Source organism: Arthrobacter sp. Y81, from assembly GCF_002929335.1.
GTDB lineage: Bacteria > Actinomycetota > Actinomycetes > Actinomycetales > Micrococcaceae > Arthrobacter.
The window spans coordinates 137,903-155,421 of record NZ_PJIL01000008.1 but is presented as its reverse complement, the minus strand read 5'-3'; the positions used below and the strand labels follow the sequence as shown (position 1 = coordinate 155,421).

The 17,519-nt window shown below is 64.7% G+C and carries 17 protein-coding genes; 3 read left to right on the top strand and 14 right to left on the bottom strand.

Annotated elements, in window-relative coordinates; genetic code table 11:
• Positions 1–47: 47 nt before the first annotated feature.
• The 9 genes from pafA to CXQ91_RS12685 all read right to left on the bottom strand — a co-directional run bounded on the left by pafA (position 48) and on the right by CXQ91_RS12685 (position 9,955).
• Positions 48–1,412 (bottom strand): Pup--protein ligase, encoded by a 1,365-nt coding sequence (gene pafA, locus CXQ91_RS12725; RefSeq protein ID WP_104174278.1) that lies wholly within the window; start codon positions 1,410–1,412, stop codon positions 48–50.
• Position 1,413: 1 nt separating this feature from the next.
• On the bottom strand, positions 1,414–2,121 hold the full coding sequence (prcA, locus tag CXQ91_RS12720; protein ID WP_104174277.1) for a proteasome subunit alpha: 708 nt from the start codon (positions 2,119–2,121) through the stop codon (positions 1,414–1,416).
• A gap of 1 nt (position 2,122) precedes the next feature.
• Positions 2,123–2,950 carry a proteasome subunit beta gene (gene prcB, locus CXQ91_RS12715; RefSeq protein WP_104174276.1) on the bottom strand — a complete coding sequence of 276 codons (828 nt, stop codon included), beginning with the start codon at positions 2,948–2,950 and terminating at the stop codon, positions 2,123–2,125.
• Between the two features lie 85 nt (positions 2,951–3,035).
• Positions 3,036–3,239, bottom strand: a complete 204-nt coding sequence (locus CXQ91_RS12710) for a ubiquitin-like protein Pup (protein ID WP_104174275.1) — start codon at positions 3,237–3,239, stop codon at positions 3,036–3,038.
• 83 nt (positions 3,240–3,322) lie between these two features.
• Complete coding sequence (dop, locus tag CXQ91_RS12705; protein WP_104174274.1) at positions 3,323–4,942, bottom strand: depupylase/deamidase Dop; 1,620 nt, start codon at positions 4,940–4,942, stop codon at positions 3,323–3,325.
• A 50-nt stretch (positions 4,943–4,992) separates the two neighbouring features.
• Positions 4,993–6,774, bottom strand: a complete 1,782-nt coding sequence (gene arc / locus CXQ91_RS12700; protein WP_104174349.1) for a proteasome ATPase — start codon at positions 6,772–6,774, stop codon at positions 4,993–4,995.
• An 82-nt stretch (positions 6,775–6,856) separates the two neighbouring features.
• Positions 6,857–7,924: a tRNA (adenine-N1)-methyltransferase gene (locus tag CXQ91_RS12695; protein ID WP_104174273.1), complete on the bottom strand. Its 1,068-nt coding sequence runs from the start codon at positions 7,922–7,924 to the stop codon at positions 6,857–6,859.
• A gap of 101 nt (positions 7,925–8,025) precedes the next feature.
• A complete protein-coding gene (locus tag CXQ91_RS12690) occupies positions 8,026–9,213 on the bottom strand; it encodes a site-2 protease family protein (RefSeq protein ID WP_104174272.1) in 1,188 nt (395 codons plus the stop codon).
• Positions 9,206–9,955 carry an HAD family phosphatase gene (locus CXQ91_RS12685; RefSeq protein WP_181038871.1) on the bottom strand — a complete coding sequence of 250 codons (750 nt, stop codon included), beginning with the start codon at positions 9,953–9,955 and terminating at the stop codon, positions 9,206–9,208. The genes CXQ91_RS12690 and CXQ91_RS12685 overlap by 8 nt, the downstream gene beginning before the upstream one ends.
• 186 nt (positions 9,956–10,141) lie before the next feature.
• On the opposite strand from CXQ91_RS12685, the gene CXQ91_RS12680 reads away from it, so the two are divergent.
• Positions 10,142–11,047 (top strand): PAC2 family protein, encoded by a 906-nt coding sequence (locus CXQ91_RS12680; protein ID WP_104174270.1) that lies wholly within the window; start codon positions 10,142–10,144, stop codon positions 11,045–11,047.
• Positions 11,048–11,120: 73 nt separating this feature from the next.
• Here CXQ91_RS12680 and mshC read toward each other — a convergent pair whose 3' ends face one another.
• Positions 11,121–12,398, bottom strand: coding sequence for a cysteine--1-D-myo-inosityl 2-amino-2-deoxy-alpha-D-glucopyranoside ligase (gene mshC / locus CXQ91_RS12675; RefSeq protein ID WP_104174269.1), 1,278 nt, complete (start codon positions 12,396–12,398; stop codon positions 11,121–11,123).
• A gap of 15 nt (positions 12,399–12,413) precedes the next feature.
• Complete coding sequence (locus CXQ91_RS12670) at positions 12,414–13,247, bottom strand: undecaprenyl-diphosphate phosphatase (RefSeq protein WP_104174268.1); 834 nt, start codon at positions 13,245–13,247, stop codon at positions 12,414–12,416.
• A 52-nt stretch (positions 13,248–13,299) separates the two neighbouring features.
• Between CXQ91_RS12670 and CXQ91_RS12665 the strand changes: the two genes are divergently transcribed.
• Positions 13,300–14,235 carry an aldo/keto reductase gene (locus CXQ91_RS12665; protein WP_104174267.1) on the top strand — a complete coding sequence of 312 codons (936 nt, stop codon included), beginning with the start codon at positions 13,300–13,302 and terminating at the stop codon, positions 14,233–14,235.
• A 26-nt stretch (positions 14,236–14,261) separates the two neighbouring features.
• On the opposite strand, the gene CXQ91_RS12660 is transcribed toward CXQ91_RS12665, so the two are convergent.
• Positions 14,262–14,528 carry a hypothetical protein gene (locus tag CXQ91_RS12660; RefSeq protein ID WP_104174266.1) on the bottom strand — a complete coding sequence of 89 codons (267 nt, stop codon included), beginning with the start codon at positions 14,526–14,528 and terminating at the stop codon, positions 14,262–14,264.
• A 39-nt stretch (positions 14,529–14,567) separates the two neighbouring features.
• Here CXQ91_RS12660 and CXQ91_RS12655 point away from each other — a divergent pair, with 39 nt between their 5' ends.
• Positions 14,568–14,801 carry a DUF5703 family protein gene (locus CXQ91_RS12655; RefSeq protein ID WP_011692010.1) on the top strand — a complete coding sequence of 78 codons (234 nt, stop codon included), beginning with the start codon at positions 14,568–14,570 and terminating at the stop codon, positions 14,799–14,801.
• A 65-nt stretch (positions 14,802–14,866) separates the two neighbouring features.
• Here CXQ91_RS12655 and CXQ91_RS12650 read toward each other — a convergent pair whose 3' ends face one another.
• Positions 14,867–16,030, bottom strand: a complete 1,164-nt coding sequence (locus CXQ91_RS12650; protein WP_104174265.1) for an acyl-CoA dehydrogenase family protein — start codon at positions 16,028–16,030, stop codon at positions 14,867–14,869.
• A gap of 34 nt (positions 16,031–16,064) precedes the next feature.
• Positions 16,065–17,369 (bottom strand): M20/M25/M40 family metallo-hydrolase, encoded by a 1,305-nt coding sequence (locus CXQ91_RS12645; RefSeq protein ID WP_104174264.1) that lies wholly within the window; start codon positions 17,367–17,369, stop codon positions 16,065–16,067.
• Positions 17,370–17,519 lie beyond the last annotated feature (150 nt).

Sequence of the window (17,519 nt, the reverse complement as noted above, 5' to 3'; positions counted from 1 at the left end):
GTGGCCGCGTAAACGGCCCCATCCAGAATAGCCCCTGAAGCTGGGTATCAGCCCATAGAGTCCAGGAGCGCATCGACGCGCTCGTCCACGTTCCGGAACGGATCCTTGCACAGGATCGTCTGGTGGGCGCGGTCGTTCAGCTTCAGGTGCACCCAGTCCACCGTATAGTCACGGCCCAGTTCCTGCGCGCGGCGGACGAAATCCCCGCGGAGTTTTGCCCGGGTTGTCTGCGGTGGCGCATCAACGGCGTCCTTGACTGCCGTGTCGTCCACCACGCGGCGCACGGCTCCCCTGGCTTGCAGCAGGTAGTAGAGACCGCGGGTCCGCGAGATGTCGTGGTACGTGAGGTCAAGCTGGGCAATACGCGGCGCATCCAGCCCGAGTCCGTGCCGGCTCCGGTAGCTGTCCATCAGTTTCTTCTTGATGGCCCAGTCGATCTCAGTGTCGATCGTGCTGGTGTCTCCGCTCTCAATGGCGGAAAGCGTCCGTTCCCACAGGTCCAGGATGAGGGGCACATGCTGGTTGTGCGCGCCGTGTTCGGCAATGAACGAGGTGACCTTGTTCAGGTACTCGCGCTGGATCTCCAGCGCCGTCAGCTGCCGGCCGTTGGCCAGACGGATGAGCGCCCTGCCACTGAGGTCGTGGGAGACCTCCCGGATGCTGCGGATGGGGTTCTCCATCCGCATGTCCCGCATGATCACGCCGGCCTCGATCATCCGGAGGATCAGGTCCACGGTGCCCACCTTCATCAGGGCCGTGGTTTCAGACATGTTGGAGTCACCCACGATCACGTGGAGACGGCGGTAGAACTCGGCGTCGGCGTGGGGTTCGTCCCGGGTGTTGATGATGGGCCGGGACCTGGTCGTGGCGGAGGAAACGCCTTCCCAGATGTGGTCCGCGCGCTGGGAGAATGCGAACGTGGCCCCGTGCGGGGTCTTCAGGATTTTCCCGGCACCGGCGATGAGCTGACGGGTCACCAGGAAGGGAATCAGGATTTCCGCCAGCCTGGAGAATTCGCCGCGACGGGGAATGAGGTAGTTTTCGTGGCTGCCGTAGGAATTGCCTGCGGAGTCCGTGTTGTTCTTGAAAAGATATACGGTGCCGTTGAACCCCTCGGCGGCCAGCCGTTCCTGCGCCTCGTCGACGAGGTCGTCCAGGATCAGCTCGCCCGCGCGGTCATGGGCGATCAGCTGTCCCAGATCATCGCATTCGGCGGTCGCATACTCGGGGTGGGAGCCCACGTCGAGGTAGAGCCGGGAACCGTTGGTCAGGAACACATTCGACGAGCGTCCCCAGCTGACCACTTTGCGGAAGAGGTAGCGTGCCACCTCCTCCGGGGCGAGCGGACGCGAGTCCGGGCTCGAGTAAGAGATGCCGAACTCGGTTTCGATGCCGAAAATGCGCTTGTCCATTTCAGTTCTCCTCAGACAGCAGGGCGGCGATTTCGTCGTCGCCAAGGCGTCGGAAAGCCCGCCGGGATCCCCGGGTGCCCTCCGAATTGCGGTCCAGTACGGCCACCTCAAGGGCTGTCGCGGGCAACTCGCCCGCTTCCTTGTCAGTGACCAGTCCCTTCATGGCGAGCCTGATTGCACCGGCGAAGTTCAGTTCCCGCTGCCACCCGCCGTCCACGGTCTCGGCCACTTTGTCTGCCTGCCCGCCCATCACAATGAAGCCCTTTTCGTCAGCGATCGAACCGTCGAACGTCAGCCGGTAAAGGTGGTCGTCGGCCGGGCTGCCGCCAACTTCCACCACTGCGAGTTCCACTTCGAACGGCTTCTGCTCGGCGGTAAATACGGCACCGAGGCTCTGCGCGTAGACGCTGGCCAATCCCCTGGCCGTGACGTCTTCCCGGTCGTAGGAGTACCCGCGGACGTCCGCGTACCGCACCCCCGCCTGCCGGAGACTTTCGAATTCGTTGTACTTGCCGACGGCGGCGAAGGCGATCTTGTCGTAGATCTCGCCGATCTTGTGCAATGACGGCGACGGATTCTCCGCGACGAGGGCGATTCCCTCCTCGCAGCTGACCACCACGACGGACCGGCCCCGGGCAATTCCCTTCCGTGCGAAATCCGCACGGTCCTTCATCAGCTGTTCGGGCGACACATAAAACTGTTGAGTCATATCAGGCCTCCCGCCGTGCTGCGGTTCTGGCCTCGATGATGGATGCGGCCACGGCAGCGAGATCATGGTCGGGGATGCGCCTGGCGCCGCTGCGGCCCACGGTGTAGACAACCGGCCACAACTGCCGGACCGGGTCCGGTCCGCCGGTTGCCGAGTCGTCATCCGCCGCATCATAAAGGGCTTCGACGGCGACGGCCACCGCCTCCTCTTCGTTAAGTCCCGGCCGCCAGAGCTTCTTGAGGGCTCCGCGGGCAAACATGGAACCCGAACCTACTGCGTGGTGTTCCTGCTCCTCGTACCGTCCGCCGGTGACATCGTACGAGAACAGGCGGCCGATGCCGGCAGGGAGGTCGAACCCGGCGAAGAGGGGCACAACGGCTAGGCCCTGCATGGCCATGGGCAGGTTACCGCGGATCATTGCGCCGAGCCGGTTGGCCTTGCCTTCGAGGCTCAGCAGCGTTCCCTCGATCTTTTCGTAGTGTTCCAGCTCCACCTGGAACAGCCGCGTGAGGTCGATGGCGATGCCCGCGGTGCCCGCGATTCCCAGGACCGAATAGCGGTCGGCCGGAAAGACCTTTTCAATGTGCCTGCTCGCGATGATGTTCCCCATCGTGGCGCGGCGGTCGCCGGCCATCAGCACTCCCCCGCCATAAGTCAGCGAGACGATGGTGGTGGCATGCGGCACCTGCAGCGGCTGAGAACCGGGGCCGGTGGGCGCCGTGGGGAACGGCTGATTGTATGGAAGTAGGCCGGGCCTGTTGCGTTGAAGGTGTTCAGTGAATGATGACGTCGCGTTGGCAGCTACCTGGTTGGCTGTTGTGTCCTGCACTGATGCACTCCTTCAACGTGGTGGGTCAACGTCTCTTCGACCGTCCGGGCTGCCGTCCTCCAATCAGGCGCTGGCAGCGTGAATCCTACTGGCCGCCTTTTTGAACGAAGGCCCGGACGAATTCTTCGGCGTTGGATTCGAGGACGCCGTCGATTTCGTCCAGGAGATCGTCCACGCCCTGGGTGGCTGCCGATGCCTGGGCATCCCCGGCTGCTGGTGGCGTTGCGGGGGCGTCGTCTTCGATTTCGCTTTCCCGCGACTGCGGCTGCTGTTGCTCCTGGCCTGCCATTTCCTTCTCCTTCTATCCGTCCCCGATGAGAGGGGACATCCTGTAAGCCCATATTGCCACGGCTTAAGCCGCGGTGGGGTGCTTTATGCCGGTGGCGGAGGCGGAGTTTGTCCGAGCAGTTCGGCCAGGAAGGATCCGGCGTCTTTGTGCCTGGCAAACAGGCCTCCTGTGAGGGCTTCGGTTCCCCTCAAAGGCTCACGGGTAGGCACCCGTTGCAGCCTTCCGTGGCCGGGGACGTCGAAGATGACCGAGTCCCAGCTGGCGCCCACCACATCCTTGCTGAAGCTGCTGACGCAGTGGCCGCGGAAAAAGGCGCGCGTGTCCGACGGCGGCTCCGTCATCGCCCGGGCGATTGTTTCGTCGTCGACGATCCTCTCCATCCGGCCGCGGGCAAGCATCCGGTGGTACAGCCCCTTTTCCGGCCGCACGTCCGCCCACTGGAGGTCCACGAGGCCCAGCCGGGCGTCGTTCCACTCCAGTCCGTCCCGCTGCCGGTAGCCTTCCAGCAGCGAGAGCTTGGCCAGCCACTCCACGGAGGATGCAGCGGCCGTGCGGTTACTGTCCAGGTCCGTCAGCGTCGCCGCCCAGCGGTCCAGGAGGGCGTGGGTGTGTCCGTCACCGTCCACGGCGTCGCCCACCCCGGTGTCCTGGGCCAGTTTGGCGGCGGCTTCGTGGTAAATCCACTGCAGGTCCAGGGCCGTGACCCGGCGCCCGTCGAGGAGCCGGAGCGTGGCGGTCAGCGAGGTGTCGTGGCTGACGGCCTGCAGGGCTGCCACGGGCTCGTGGACCTCCACTCGGGGAGCCAGGCCCGCCTCAATCAGGCTGAGCACGATTGCCGTTGTCCCGAACTTGAGGTAATTGGCGGCCTGGCTGAGGTTCGCGTCCCCGATGATCACGTGCAGCCGGCGGTATTTGTCCGCCGTGGCGTGAGGCTCGTCGCGCGTGTTGATGATCGGCCGCCGGATGGTCGTTTCCAGGCCCACCTCCGCCTCGAAGAAATCCGCGCGCTGGCTGATCTGGTACCCCGGCCGGGAGCTGTCCTGCCCAAGGCCCACCCGCCCGGCGCCGCACATGATCTGGCGGGTGATGAAAAACGGGGTCAGGCCCCGGACTATGTCGCCGAAGGGCACCGCACGGGGCATCAGGTAGTTCTCGTGCGAACCGTACGACACCGATTTGTTGTCCGTGTTGTTCTTGTAGAGGTTCACTGGCGGCAGCTGCGGATCCGCGGCCATGCGGCGGACCGCCGAAAGCGCCACGACGTCGCCCGCGGCGTCCCAGGCGACGGCGTCGCGCGGATTGGTGACTTCCGGGCTTGAGTACTCCGGATGCGCATGGTCCACGTAAAGGCGTGCGCCGTTACCCAGGACCATGTTCATGAGGAGCGACCCTGATTCGTCCTCGCCGTCCTGCTCCAGCTCTTCGCGTCCGTAGGCCAGCGCCACGGCTTCGGCGTCAAGCACCGGCGGCTGGTCGGTCAGCTGGCTGGGGTCTGCCTGGTTCCGTTCCAGGGTCCAGCCCCGCGCATCGTGCAGCGGTTCTTCATCCGTGTAATCCCAGCGCGTTTCCGCTCCGCCGGCGGCACGCTGTCGCGTCAGCTGGGCGTACGCCTGGATGACCCGGGCGGACATCATGGTCGCGTTCGCACCCGGAGCCGACGGCGCGTGGATGCCGTATTCGGTCTCCGATCCCATCACCCGCATAACGCCGCCGACCGGCAGCGGACCTCCTGGTACCGCTCCGCTGCGCGGCGTCACAGGTACTGGCCCGTGTTGGGCATTGTCTCGATGGATTTCCCAGGTTCCTGTCCTGCCTTGCCCTGGACGATGGTGCGGATGTATGTGATTCGCTCACCCTTCTTGCCGGAGATACGGGCCCAGTCATCCGGGTTGGTGGTGTTGGGCATATCCTCGTGTTCGCGGAACTCGTCGACGACGGCGCGCAGCAGATGGTCTATGCGAAGACCCTTCTGCTGCGTAGTCAGCAGGTCCTTGATGGCGTACTTCTTGGCACGGTCCACCACGTTCTGGACGACGGCACCGGAGTTGAAGTCCTTGAAGTACAGCATCTCGGTGTCCCCGTTGGCATAGGTCACCTCAAGGTATTCGTTGGACTTTTCGGTGGAGTACATTGCTTCGACGGTGCGCTGGATCATGGCATCGACGGTCGCCTGGACGTCGCCGCCGTGCTCCGCGAGGTCGGATTCGTGGAACGGCAGGTCCGTGGTGACGTACTTGTAGAAAATATCGGCGGCGGCCTCTGCGTCCGGCCGCTGGATCTTGACCTTGACGTCCAGCCGGCCCGGGCGAAGGATGGCCGGGTCAATCATGTCCTCACGGTTCGACGCACCGATGACAATGACGTTGTCCAGGCGTTCGACGCCGTCGATCTCGCTGAGGAGCTGGGGCACGATCGTTGTTTCGACGTCGGAGGAGATGCCGGTGCCGCGGGTGCGGAACAGCGAATCCATCTCGTCGAAGAACACCACCACGGGGCTGCCGTCCGAGGCCTTCTCCCGTGCACGGGAGAAGATCAGGCGGATGTGCCGTTCCGTTTCGCCGACGTACTTGTCCAGGAGTTCCGGGCCCTTGATGTTGAGGAAGTAGCTCTTCAGGTCAACGTTCCCGGTGCGCTCGGCAGCCCTGGCGGCCAGGGAATTCGCCACAGCCTTGGCGATCAGTGTCTTGCCGCATCCCGGAGGGCCGTACAGGAGGATGCCCTTGGGAGCCTTGAGGCCGTGTTCACGATAAAGGTCGGGGTGCAGGAAAGGCAGCTCCACGGCATCCCGGATCTGCTCAATCTGCGGCCCCAGGCCGCCGATGTCCTCGTAGGTGATGTCCGGAACCTCTTCAAGCACAAGGTTCTCCACTTCGGAGCGCGGAACCTTCTCCAGGGCGTAGCCCGTCCGGGAGTCGATGGAGAGGGCGTCGCCGACGCGAAGCTTTTCCGACATCAGGGCCCCGGAAAGGCGGATGACGCGTTCCTCATCCGCGCGTCCCACCACGAGGGCGCGGTCCGTGCCCAGCATTTCCTTGAGCGTGACCAGTTCGCCGGCGCGTTCATAGCCGAGGCCGGCCACCACCAGGAGTGCTTCGTTAAGAAGGACTTCCTGGCCGACGGCGAGCTGGTTCATGTTCACCAGCGGGCTCACCCCGACGCGCATCTTCCGGCCGGCGTTGAAGATGTCCACGGATTCCTCCGTGGCCGCCTGCCCGCTGTTACCGGCGGTGGGCTGCCGTTTGGGGTTCAACTGCAGAATGGTGCCAAAGCTGTAGGGTGGCTGGCCCTCCTGGTCCAGGGCGTTCTTGAGCCGCAGGATTTCCGCTTTCGCGGTTTCCAGCATGCCTACCAGCTTTGAATTGTTCTGCGTCGCGGCCGCAAGCTGGCGGTCGATGTGCCGCAGTTTGTCCCGGAGGATGTTCACCTGCCGGTCCGCAACTGAGAGTTCGTTGGCCACATAGCGGGCGTTCTCAGGTTCCACTGCCCCCGTGGTTTCGTCCGGTGTCCGTGAGGAGTCGTTGTTCGGAGTCTCCATCATGCATCAGCCCCTTCCTGCGCTTCTATTAAGACCTTAGCCCCAAGAAGCCGGGTACTGCTGGAGACATCCGAAATACGGACTAGTTCGTGACCTCCGGGTCATCCTTCACGTTGGTTCCGGCGATGGCATCGCGTGCGGCGCGGCGGAGTTTCTTATCGGATACGAGGCGCTCACCCACGGCGCCGGGCGTCCAGGCGTTGACGTCCTCTTCGTTGAAGTCAGTCTTGGAGGGACGGCGCTTCACGGAGATGCCGGTGACCCCGTCCGCGAGCCTGCGCGTGACCAGCAGGAAGCCCGTGTGGGCGACCATGCGGTGGTCCGGACGCACGGCCAGTCCTTCCAGGTGCCAGCCGCGGACCATGGATTCCCAGGCATCGGGCTCGGTAAAGCGGCCGTCGGCCCGGATGGCCTCCGCCGTCCGGGACAGCTGGGTCACGGTGGCCACGTAGTTGATCCACACGCCGCCGGGGGCAAGCACGGTGGCTACAGCGTCGAGGCATTCCCACGGTGCGAGCATGTCCAGGACCACGCGGTCCACGGAACCGGGAGCCTCGCTGCGGACCACTTCCTCCTGGAAGTCGCCGAGGGAAATCTTCCATGCAGGGTGCGGACCGCCGAAAATGGTTTCCACGTTGCCGCGGGCAATGTCCGCGAATTCCTCGCGCCGTTCAAAGGAGTGCAGGTAGCCGTTGTCTCCGACTGCACGCAGCAGCGAGATCGACAATGCACCCGAACCCACGCCGGCCTCCACCACGCGGGCGCCGGGGAAGATGTCCGCCATGGTGACGATCTGGCCGGCGTCCTTGGGGTAAACCACAGCCGCGCCTCGGGGCATGGACAGGACGAAGTCCGAGAGCAGCGGACGGAGGGTCTGGTACTGCTGGCCCACGTTGTTGATGACAACGGACCCGTCCACCTTGCCGATGATTTCGTCATGGTTCAGGAAACCGCGGTGGGTATGGAATGCTCCGCCGACCTCCAGGGTGATCGTGTTCATCCGGCCGCGCTCGTCAGTCAGCTGTACCCGCTCGCCTTCCCGGAACGGACCTCGACGACGGGCGGCGCCGACCGGCAAAGCGCCGGTGGTGCCGGCGATGTCGGCGGTGTCGCCAGGCGTGATGTTGTTGGCGGCAGTTTCGCTGCTCATGGAATATTCCTCGCTTTTGTAAACCTGTGTGGCCGTGCATCAAGACGGCCGGGCACCAGTCGCCGGCCCGGGCGCCGATATTTCACGACCGGCAGGTAACTCTACCGGTTCCGGACCTTCGCGCGCCCGCTGCGGCGCATTTCCTTGCCTGTAATGGCCGTCACCACGGCGGACTGCCGGAGAAGGCCGGTCACTTTCCCGTGGTGATCTACCACTGCGTACTCGCGGCCTTCGAGCTGGGCCAGGTACTGCACCAGCTCCTGGCCCTGGGACCATTCCGGCACGTAGGCTCCGGCGCTGAGGGCGTGCGAAACCGCAGTGGCCGGCGTTGCTGCTGCGGCCTCGGCCGGAACGGAAGCGACGGCGGCGTCGTCCACGATTCCTGCGGGCCGGCCGTCCGGTCCGCACAGAATGATGGCCGTTGCGCCGTCCGCAGCGTGCCGGCGGACATCGGCCACCGTGGAGGATTCCGGTATTCCAACGGCGGGTTCAGCCAGTGCCGCGGCGTTGACGAGGTGCAGCCGACTGCGGAGGCGCCCGTGCTGGATGGAGGCGGAAGCCCCCATCCAGAGGAAGCTGCCTACCAGCACTGTGATGAGCATGAGCGAAACGTCCGGGCGGTCACCCCGCAACAGCGGAAGCAGGACGAACCAGGCGGCCAAGGCGATGACGATGATCCGGCCGGCCCAGCCTGCTGCCACCGTGCCCTTTTCCTGGCTGCCGGTGGCCTTCCAGACGGCGGATTCCACGAGGCGGCCGCCGTCCAGGGGAAGGCCCGGAAGGACGTTGAAGATACCGATCAGCAAGTTCGCCCAGACAAAAATGTTGGACAGGATCCCCGCCACGCCGGAAGGGTCCGTTGCCAGGATGAGCAACCAGCCCGCACCGGCCAGGAGGAAATTGGCTGCCGGACCGGCCAGGGCAACCAGGACGGAGCGGCCCGGCGTGGCGGTAAACCCCTCGAACTGGGTGTGCCCGCCCCACAGGTTCAAAACGATCTTCTCCGTGGGCCAGTGGAAAATCTTGGCCGTCAGGGCGTGAGCGAGCTCGTGAACCAGCACTGAGATGAGCAGCAGCAACGCGTAGGCGAAGGCCACGTAGTAGGCGGCAACGCCCATGTCCGGGTACTGGCCCTCCAGTACGGGTCCGTACACGATCACCGTGAACGCTGCAATGATGAACCACGAATACGCCAGCACAACCCGGATGCCGGCGATGCGGCCCAGCGAGATGCCTTCCCGGCGGCCGTTGGCGGCCTTCTGGTCCCCGCCGCTTGCTGGCTCAGTCAAGGCTGTGGCTCCGAACCGCTGCTTCTTCCAGCCCGAAGTCCCCCGCCGGGGATTCGTTGCGCCGGACCACCAGTTCGTGCAGGTCCGCCACGGTGCGTCCATCGAGGGAATGCCACGTAGCCCGGGCCGGATCGTGGGGCAGCGGGACGATGTGCGGGATAGCCACGGTCACCACTCCGGACGCCATCGCGGCAGCGACGCCCGGCGCCGAGTCCTCAAGGGCAACGCATTCGTGGATGCTGAGGTGTGGGTCCTCCTGCCGCAGCAGGGCGACCGCCTTGAGGTACGCCTCGGGGTGGGGCTTGCCGTTGGTGACGGTGTCCCCGGTGACCAGGAACTCGAAGTAGGGTCTTGGAAGGCTCGCCACGATTTCGCGCGCCAGCGGCGCCTCGGACATTGTCACCAGGGCGCACCGGACGCCTGCCTCGTGGAGCTGGTCCAGCAGTTCGCGCGCACCAGGCCGCCACGGAACGGAGGTGCGGACCTTACTGATGACCTGGGCCGTGAGTGTGTCGATGATTTCCCGTGACTCCAGCTTCACGCCGGCCTGCTGGAGAATGCCGGCCGAGAACACCAGGGACTGCCCCACCAGCTGCATGGCCTGGGCGTGGGACCACTGGCCGCCGTGGGCAGCAACGAGCGCGTGCTCGGCTTCGATCCAATACGGTTCGGTATCGACGATGGTGCCATCCATATCCCATAAAGCGGCTTTGAGAAGTGGCTGGGAGGCTGAGGATCGCATGGATCCAAGTCTACGGTGCAGCAATCGGGCGCAGGCCTGCACTACGCCCTTGGCGAATATCCTCCAGGATGCTGCGGAGTTGTCGCGGCGTCGCCGCAGTGTGGAAGCGGAATCGCTGCGGCTCGGCCAAGATTAGTGGCGCTTCATTTCATGCAACCGGCGGGGTCTTGGACGTAGGGTGAAGAAATGAATAGCTTCGAGGGAGACACCAGCGAACCGGGTGCCACGCCCGAGCCGGAGCGGCTGCTGCAGCCCGTGCCCGAAGGCCAGCGCATCACAGTGATGCTCGCCGCTTTTGAAGGCTGGAACGATGCCGGCGAAGCAGCGAGCGATGCCCTCCGGTACCTGAACAAACTTTGGGGCGGCAAGAAAGTGGCCTCGATTGACGCCGACGAATACTACGACTTCCAGTTCACCAGGCCCACCATCCGCCGGACGTCGTCCGGGGAACGCAAAATCAAATGGCCGTCCACGCGCATCTATAAGGCCAGTGCCCCGGAGGCGAATGTCGATGTGATCTTCGTCCAGGGCACGGAGCCGTCCTACAAGTGGCGGGCCTACACCGCTGAGTTGCTGGTCCACGCCGAGGCCCTGCACGTTGACTACGTCATCCTCGTGGGTGCGCTGCTGGCGGACGTGCCCCATAGCCGGCCCATTCCGGTGAGCACATCGACGGACGACAGCGCCCTGCGGGAACGGATGAACCTGGAGGCGTCACAGTACGAGGGGCCGGTGGGAATCGTCGGCGTGCTGTCTGAAGTGGCGCTACTGGCAGGCCTGCCCACCGTGTCCCTCTGGGCGGCCGTCCCGCACTACGTGGCCCAGGCCCCCTCGCCTAAGGCCCAGCTCGCCCTCCTGCACAGGATTGAGGAGCTGCTCCAGGTCCCGCTGGACACGCACGATCTGGCGGAAGAAGCGGATGCCTGGGAGCGGGGAGTGGATGAGCTCGCCACCGAGGACCCTGAGATTGCTGCCTATGTCCGGCAGCTGGAAGAAGCGAAGGACACCGCCGATCTTCCCGAAGCAAGCGGCGAGTCCATTGCCCGCGAGTTCGAGCGCTACCTCAAGCGCCGCGGCAAGGATAAGCAGTAAGGCGCAGGGCGTACAAGGAAAGCTCCGGAGTCCGGCGAAGATCGCCGGACTCCGGAGCTTTTTCCGAAAAAGGCTAGAGTTCGACGCCGAGCAGGGAGTTCACGGCGTCACTGACCAGTGCCTCGTCCATGGCCGACGCGGCCACCGCCTGCTTCCGTGCCTCGGCGGCCCAGCGGTCCACGGCCGCGAGGGCGCCGGGGGCATTGAGGTCGTCTGCCAGTTCGGTCCGCATTTCGGCGACAAGGGCGGCTGCCGAGCCTTCCGGGGCCATGGCAAGCGCGCTGCGCCAGTCTTCGAGCCTGGCTTTGGCCTCGGCGAAGCCAGCGTCCGTCCAGGACCAGTCACTGCGGTAGTGGTGGGCGAGGATAGCCAGGCGGATGGCTGCAGGGTCCTCGCCGTCGGCCCGCAGTTTGGACACGAGCACCAGGTTTCCCTTGGACTTGCTCATTTTTTCGCCGTCGAGCCCCACCATCCCGGCGTGGGCAAAGTGCCGGGCCAATGGAACGCCGGACAGTGAATACGCGTGACCGGCACCCATCTCATGATGCGGGAAAACCAGGTCGGAACCGCCACCCTGGAGGGTAAACGGTGCCGGCAGGTACTTCTGCGCGATCACCGTGCACTCAATGTGCCAGCCGGGCCGGCCCTCCCCCAGTTCCCCGCCGGGCCAGCTGGGTTCACCATCGCGGGCAACACGCCAAAGAAGCGGGTCCAGCGCCTGGCGTTTGCCGCCGCGGCCCGGGTCGCCGCCGCGTTCCGCAAAGAGTTCGAGCATTTCGGTTTCGGAAAGCCCGGACACCGAGCCCAGGGTCCACGCCCCGGCGTCGGTTGATTGCTTGCTGGCGGCTTCGACGTCGTAGTAGACGTCGCCGTCGGGCTCACCGGCAGTTCCGGCGACACGGTAGGCCAGGCCGAGCTGCAGGAGCCGCTCGATTGCGGGAACAATTTCCGGGATGGATTCGACCGCCCCGACGTAGTGGTCGGGCGCCAGGACATTGAGTGCTGCCATGTCGGTTTGGAAGAGTTCGATTTGGCTTGCCGCGAGCTCGCGCCAGTCCACGCCTGTGGCCGTGGCCCGCTCGAGGAGGGGATCATCGATGTCGGTCACGTTCTGCACGTAGGCAACGCGCTGGCCGCCGTCACGCCACGCACGGTTCAAAAGGTCGAACGCTACATAGCTCGCGGCGTGGCCCATATGCGTGGCGTCGTACGGGGTGATTCCGCAGACGTACAGTGATTGTTCGCCCGCGGCCTCAAGGGTGCTGTAGGCCCCCTCGACGGTGTCGAAAATTCGAACGGCGGGCATGCGGCCCGGGAGCTGAGGAACAGGGCGGGAGATCCAGGATTTCACAGGCCAAGCCTAGTGCTAGGCGCTGATGACATTGAAACCGAGCAGCAAATACAACGCCATGCCGAGGAAAATGCGGTACCAGACGAAGAGCCGGTAGCTGCGCGTGGAGACGAACTTCAGGAACCATCCGATGATGACGTAGCCCACCACGAAGGCGATCACCGTGGCCATTGCCGTTTCCGGCAGGCCGTACGGACCGGTGATGCCGTCCTTGGAGACCACTTTGTACAGCTGGTAGAGCCCGCTGCCGAATACTGCAGGAATGGCCAGCAGGAAGGAATACCGGGCTGCGGCTTCCCGGGTGTAACCCATCAGCAGGCCGGCCGTGATGGTTCCCCCGGACCGCGACACGCCGGGAATGAGGGCCATGGCCTGCGCCAGGCCGTACAGGATGCCGTGCTTGTAGGTGAGGTTGGTAAGTTCCCGTTCCTGGCGGCCCACCGTGTCCGCCACGGCGAGGATCAGGCCGAAGACGATCAGCGTGGTGGCCACGATCCACAGGCTGCGCAGCACGGACTCGATCTGGTCCTGGAAGATCAGGCCGAGAACGATGATGGGAAGGCTGCCCAGGATCACCAGCCAGCCCATGCGGGCGTCGGGGTCGTTCGACGGCACGCGACGCGTCATTGAACCGGACCATGCCTTGATGATGCGCACAATGTCCCGCCAGAAGTAGACGATGACTGCTGTCTCGGTTCCGAGCTGGGTGATGGCGGTAAACGCCGCCCCCGGGTCCGCCGCATTCGGCAGGAACGAACCGACGATGCGCAGGTGGGCGCTTGAGGAAATCGGGAGGAATTCAGTCAGCCCTTGTACAAGACCCAGCAGGGCCGCTTCAAACCAGTTCACGTTTATAGACCCTACGTCATGAAGCAGGGTGAATCCCCGTAAGCTAACAGCTATGCAGCAGCGTTATGTCGGCAACAGTGGGTTGCGCGTGTCCTCACTCTCCCTAGGCACCATGTCGTGGGCACGGGAGACCGATGAGCAGGACGCATCGGAACTGCTGCGCACGTTCGTCGACGCAGGCGGAACCCTGATCGATACCGCCGCCTCCTATGCCGACGGCCAGGCGGAGGCCCTCCTGGGAGCCATGCTGGGTGACGTCGTCTCCCGCTCCGAAGTCGTGATTTCCACGAAAGCGGGGATCTCGACGTCGGACGGCCGGCGGAGCGTCGATACCTCGCGGAACGGCATGTTGTCCGGCTTGGACGCCAGCCTCGCCCGGCTCGGCACGGACTATGTCGATATCTGGTTTGCGCAGGCATGGGATGCCAATGTCCCACTGGAGGAGACGCTGTCCTCCCTTGAGTTTGCAGTGCGCACAGGCCGCGCCCGGTATGCGGGTGTGTCGAACTTCACAGGCTGGCAGACCGCCAAGGCCGCGGCGATAGCCGGCTTCCCCCTGGTCGCCAGCCAGTCGGAGTACTCGCTGCTGCAGCGCAGGCCGGAAGCCGAGGTCATCCCGGCTGTCGAAGACGCCGGGCTTGGCCTGTTTGCCTGGGCACCGTTGGGCCGCGGTGTGCTGACCGGCAAGTACCGCGGGCACATTCCGGCGGATTCGAGGGCGGCGCAGAAGAGGCTTGCCAGCTATGTGGAGCCCTACCTGGAGCAGCCCGCGTCCCGGATCGTGGAGGCGGTTGCGATGGCCGCGCGCGGACTCGGGCGGTCATCGATCGATGTTGCCCTGAGCTGGCTGCTGTCTCAGCACGGTGTGGCCACGGCGATTGTGGGCGCCAGGTCCCCCGTGCAGCTCAAGGAGATTTTGGATTCGCAGCTGGCGCCGGTGCCGGCGGAAATCGCGCGGGCACTGGAAGACGTTTCTGCGGTGGAGTAGGGGCCCGGCCGGCGCCGGGACCCCGGTCAGTCCTGGACGATTTCCAGGTCCTCGTCGTCTTCGGCGTCCTCTTCATCGTCGTCGTCATCCACGTCGTCGATGACCTCCAGCGGAGTAACCTCCCCGTAGGCCTCGTAGAGGGAATCGTCATAGACTTCGAAGGCATCAGCTACGGCAAAGAACGCCGCTTCGACCGTTGGGTCTCCCTCGCCCCGGCGTGCGGAGGCAGCGATCAGGTGTTCTTCCAGGGCTGTGGTCAGGGACTGAAGCGCGACACGCGGATCGATGCTCATGACTTCACGTTAGTCGGAAATGGACGAAAATGGAGAGCAATGAAAGAACATTTTCTGAGCAGTTCAGTCCAGCGGGAGCGGGACTACGCGAGGCAGTACGAGTACCTGGTACTGACGGTCGGCCCTGAGGATTCGCTGCCGGAGGCGCGCCGGCGCCTTGTTGAACACTCCGAATACGGCAAGTGGGAGCTGGAGCGCAGCCGTCTCTACGTGGGCGGCGGCAGGCGCTTCTGGCTCCGCCGCAAAGTCATCCAAGTCCAGCGGACTGTTTAGCGGCGCCCGGCGGACCGTTTAGCGAAGCCCCGGGGAAGGTGCAGCCTCCCCCTGCCCAGCGGCTGCTACGGCGTCTCCAGCGGCCCCAGCCAGGCGTTGGCCACGGTGTTGTGCGCTGACTCGTCATCGGAGGGGTGGAACATCCCGGCGAGCACGTCACGGTAGAGGCGTTCCAGTTCGGTTCCCCGGAAATAGCTTGATCCCCCAGATACGCGGATTGCCAGGTCGACCACTGTCCGCGCCGTTTCAGTGGCCCGGACCTTGAGGCCCACGAGCCTGGGAAACCACTGGCTGCCGTGGTCCACCAGCGCGTCAATGTCACGCGACAGCTCGGCAAGCTGCGGGTACAGGGCGTCCATTGCCATGGCGGCCTCCGCCACCTTCCACCGGATATCGGGGTCCTGGGCGTAGCTGCGCCCCTCGTTTTTGAAGGATGTACGCCGTTTGGCCGCCTCCACTCCCAAAGCCAGTGCCCGTTCGCCGATGCCGGTGTAGACAGCGGCCAGCAATGTCTCGAAGCAGGCAAAGATCGCGAAGATCAGCGGATCGGCGTTCGGCCCTACCGGGAGCTTTCGGAAGATGCGGTCAGCGGGCACAACGGTGCCGTCCAGCACGGTGGTGTTCGACTGGCTGGCCCGCATGCCCAGGGTGTCCCAATCGTTGAGGATTTCATAGCCGGCAGCGTCCCTGGTGATGAAACCGTGAATCAGTTCGCCTTCGCCGTGCCGGGCGGAGCTGTCCTTGCCGAAAATCCCGAGCCTGGTCCAGGCAGGAGACAGGCTGGTGAAGATCTTCCGTCCCGTGAAGCCGTAACTGCCGTCAGCGTGCGGTGTGGCAACGGTCCGCGAATCGAAAAGCACGGAGTCGTTGCCGGCCTCCGAGTTTCCGAACGCGAAAATTTCCCCCTGCGCCGCCTCCCGGAGGACGAAGTCGAGCGAGGAATCACCGCGCGCGGCCAGGACCTGCGCGACGCCGGTCCACACCAGGTGCATGTTGATCGCCAGCGCGGTGGCCGGGGCCGCCGTCGCCAGCCTCCTTTGCAGCTGAGCTGCCGCTGCAAGGCCCAGCCCCAGTCCGCCGTCGGACGCCGGCACAAAGATCTTGAGGTAGCCCGCCGCGGCAAGTTCCTCCAGATCTTCGGTGAAGAAGCTGTTCTCCTGGTCGTAGCGGCCGGCACGGCCGCGGATCCGCTCCAGCAGCGGCTCGGTGAGGATCTGGTCCGGCGTCATGGTCTGGCTTTCATGGGCTTCGGCGACGGGGGGCTCAGTAGTTGGTCAGCAGCCTGTCCAGCACCCTGGCCCCGAACTTGAGGGAATCTGCCGGTACGCGCTCATCCACGCCGTGGAACATCCCGGTGAAATCCAGTTCATCCGGGAGCTGGAGCGGGGCGAAGCCGTAGCCGGTAATGCCGAGCCGGCTGAGGGACTTGTTGTCCGTGCCGCCGGACAGGGTGTACGGAAGCACCTTGGCGCCGGGGTCTTCGGAATGCAAGGCATCGATCATGGAGTCCACCAGGTTTCCGGCAAACGGGACCTCGAGTGAGACGTCGTTGTGGACGTAGGAAACATCGACGCCGGTACCCGCGAGTTCCCTGACGATTTCCAGGACCTGCTGCTCCTGGCCTGGCAGCGTCCGGCAATCGACCAACGCCTCGGCGGATTCGGGGATGACGTTGTGCTTGTACCCGCCTTTGAGGAGGGTCGGGTTGGTGGTGTTCTGCAGCGTGGCGCCAACGAACCGCGCCACGGTTCCCAGCTCCTTGAGGAGCGTGTCCGGATCGTCCGGATCGAATTCGACGCCTGTGAGTTCCGTCACGCCGTCCAGGAACTGCCGGGTGGTGGGTGTCAGCTCCACCGGCCACTGGTACTCGCCGATGCGGGAGACCGCGCTGGCGAGGCGGGTGACGGCATTGTCAGTGTTGATCTGCGACCCGTGGCCTGCGCGGCCGTGGGCCACCAGCCGCAGCCAGGAGAGTCCCTTTTCCGCGGTCTGCAGGAGATAGGTGCGCTGGCCGCCGATGGTGGCCGAGAAGCCGCCCACCTCGGAGATCGCTTCGGTGGCTCCGTCGAAGAGTTCCCGCCGGTTTTCGACGGCGTAACGGGCGCCGTAGGTGCCCCCCGCCTCTTCGTCGGCGAAGAATGCGAAAATCAGGTCGCGCTTGGGTTTACGCCCCGTCCGGGCAAAGTTCCGCATGACGGAGAGGATCATGGCGTCCATGTCCTTCATGTCTACGGCTCCGCGGCCCCAGATGAGGCCGTCCTTGAGCTCTGCGCCGAAGGGGTCAACTGACCACTGCTCCCGGACGGCGGGCACAACGTCCAGGTGCCCGTGCACCACCAGGGCGCTGGCCGAGGGGTCCTCCCCCGCAATTCGGGTGACGACGTTGGCACGGCCCGGCGCTGATTCGAAAATCTCTGCCTCGAGACCCACTTCGGTGATGAGCCCGGCCGTGTATTCCGCCGCCGCACGTTCCCCTGGTCCTGTTCCGTCACCGTAGTTCGAAGTGTCGATCCGGATCAGTTCCTGGCAGATCCTGACAACTTCATCCTCGGGGCGTACTTCAGTCATGTTTCACTCCTCGTGGGGGCGGCTTGATTGCTGGTTTCAGCCTACCCACAAGCCCCCTGCAACCCCCGATTATTTGTTTCCGGAAAAGTCGTGCTAGAGTCTTTCTCGCTGCTTCGGAGAAATCCAAAACGCTGAAAGGCGGAACGGATC

Coding starts and splice junctions, on each gene's coding strand:
- CXQ91_RS12685 (WP_181038871.1), bottom strand. CDS start 9,955: ATGCGATCCTCAGCCTCCCAGCCACTTCTCAAAGCCGCTTTATGGGAT.
- dop (WP_104174274.1), bottom strand. CDS start 4,942: ATGCGGGTGATGGGATCGGAGACCGAATACGGCATCCACGCGCCGTCG.
- CXQ91_RS12665 (WP_104174267.1), top strand. CDS start 13,300: ATGCAGCAGCGTTATGTCGGCAACAGTGGGTTGCGCGTGTCCTCACTC.
- CXQ91_RS12645 (WP_104174264.1), bottom strand. CDS start 17,369: ATGACTGAAGTACGCCCCGAGGATGAAGTTGTCAGGATCTGCCAGGAA.
- prcA (WP_104174277.1), bottom strand. CDS start 2,121: ATGACTCAACAGTTTTATGTGTCGCCCGAACAGCTGATGAAGGACCGT.
- CXQ91_RS12695 (WP_104174273.1), bottom strand. CDS start 7,924: ATGAGCAGCGAAACTGCCGCCAACAACATCACGCCTGGCGACACCGCC.
- arc (WP_104174349.1), bottom strand. CDS start 6,774: ATGGAGACTCCGAACAACGACTCCTCACGGACACCGGACGAAACCACG.
- pafA (WP_104174278.1), bottom strand. CDS start 1,412: ATGGACAAGCGCATTTTCGGCATCGAAACCGAGTTCGGCATCTCTTAC.
- CXQ91_RS12655 (WP_011692010.1), top strand. CDS start 14,568: ATGAAAGAACATTTTCTGAGCAGTTCAGTCCAGCGGGAGCGGGACTAC.
- CXQ91_RS12710 (WP_104174275.1), bottom strand. CDS start 3,239: ATGGCAGGCCAGGAGCAACAGCAGCCGCAGTCGCGGGAAAGCGAAATC.
- CXQ91_RS12680 (WP_104174270.1), top strand. CDS start 10,142: ATGAATAGCTTCGAGGGAGACACCAGCGAACCGGGTGCCACGCCCGAG.
- CXQ91_RS12650 (WP_104174265.1), bottom strand. CDS start 16,030: ATGACGCCGGACCAGATCCTCACCGAGCCGCTGCTGGAGCGGATCCGC.
- CXQ91_RS12660 (WP_104174266.1), bottom strand. CDS start 14,528: ATGAGCATCGATCCGCGTGTCGCGCTTCAGTCCCTGACCACAGCCCTG.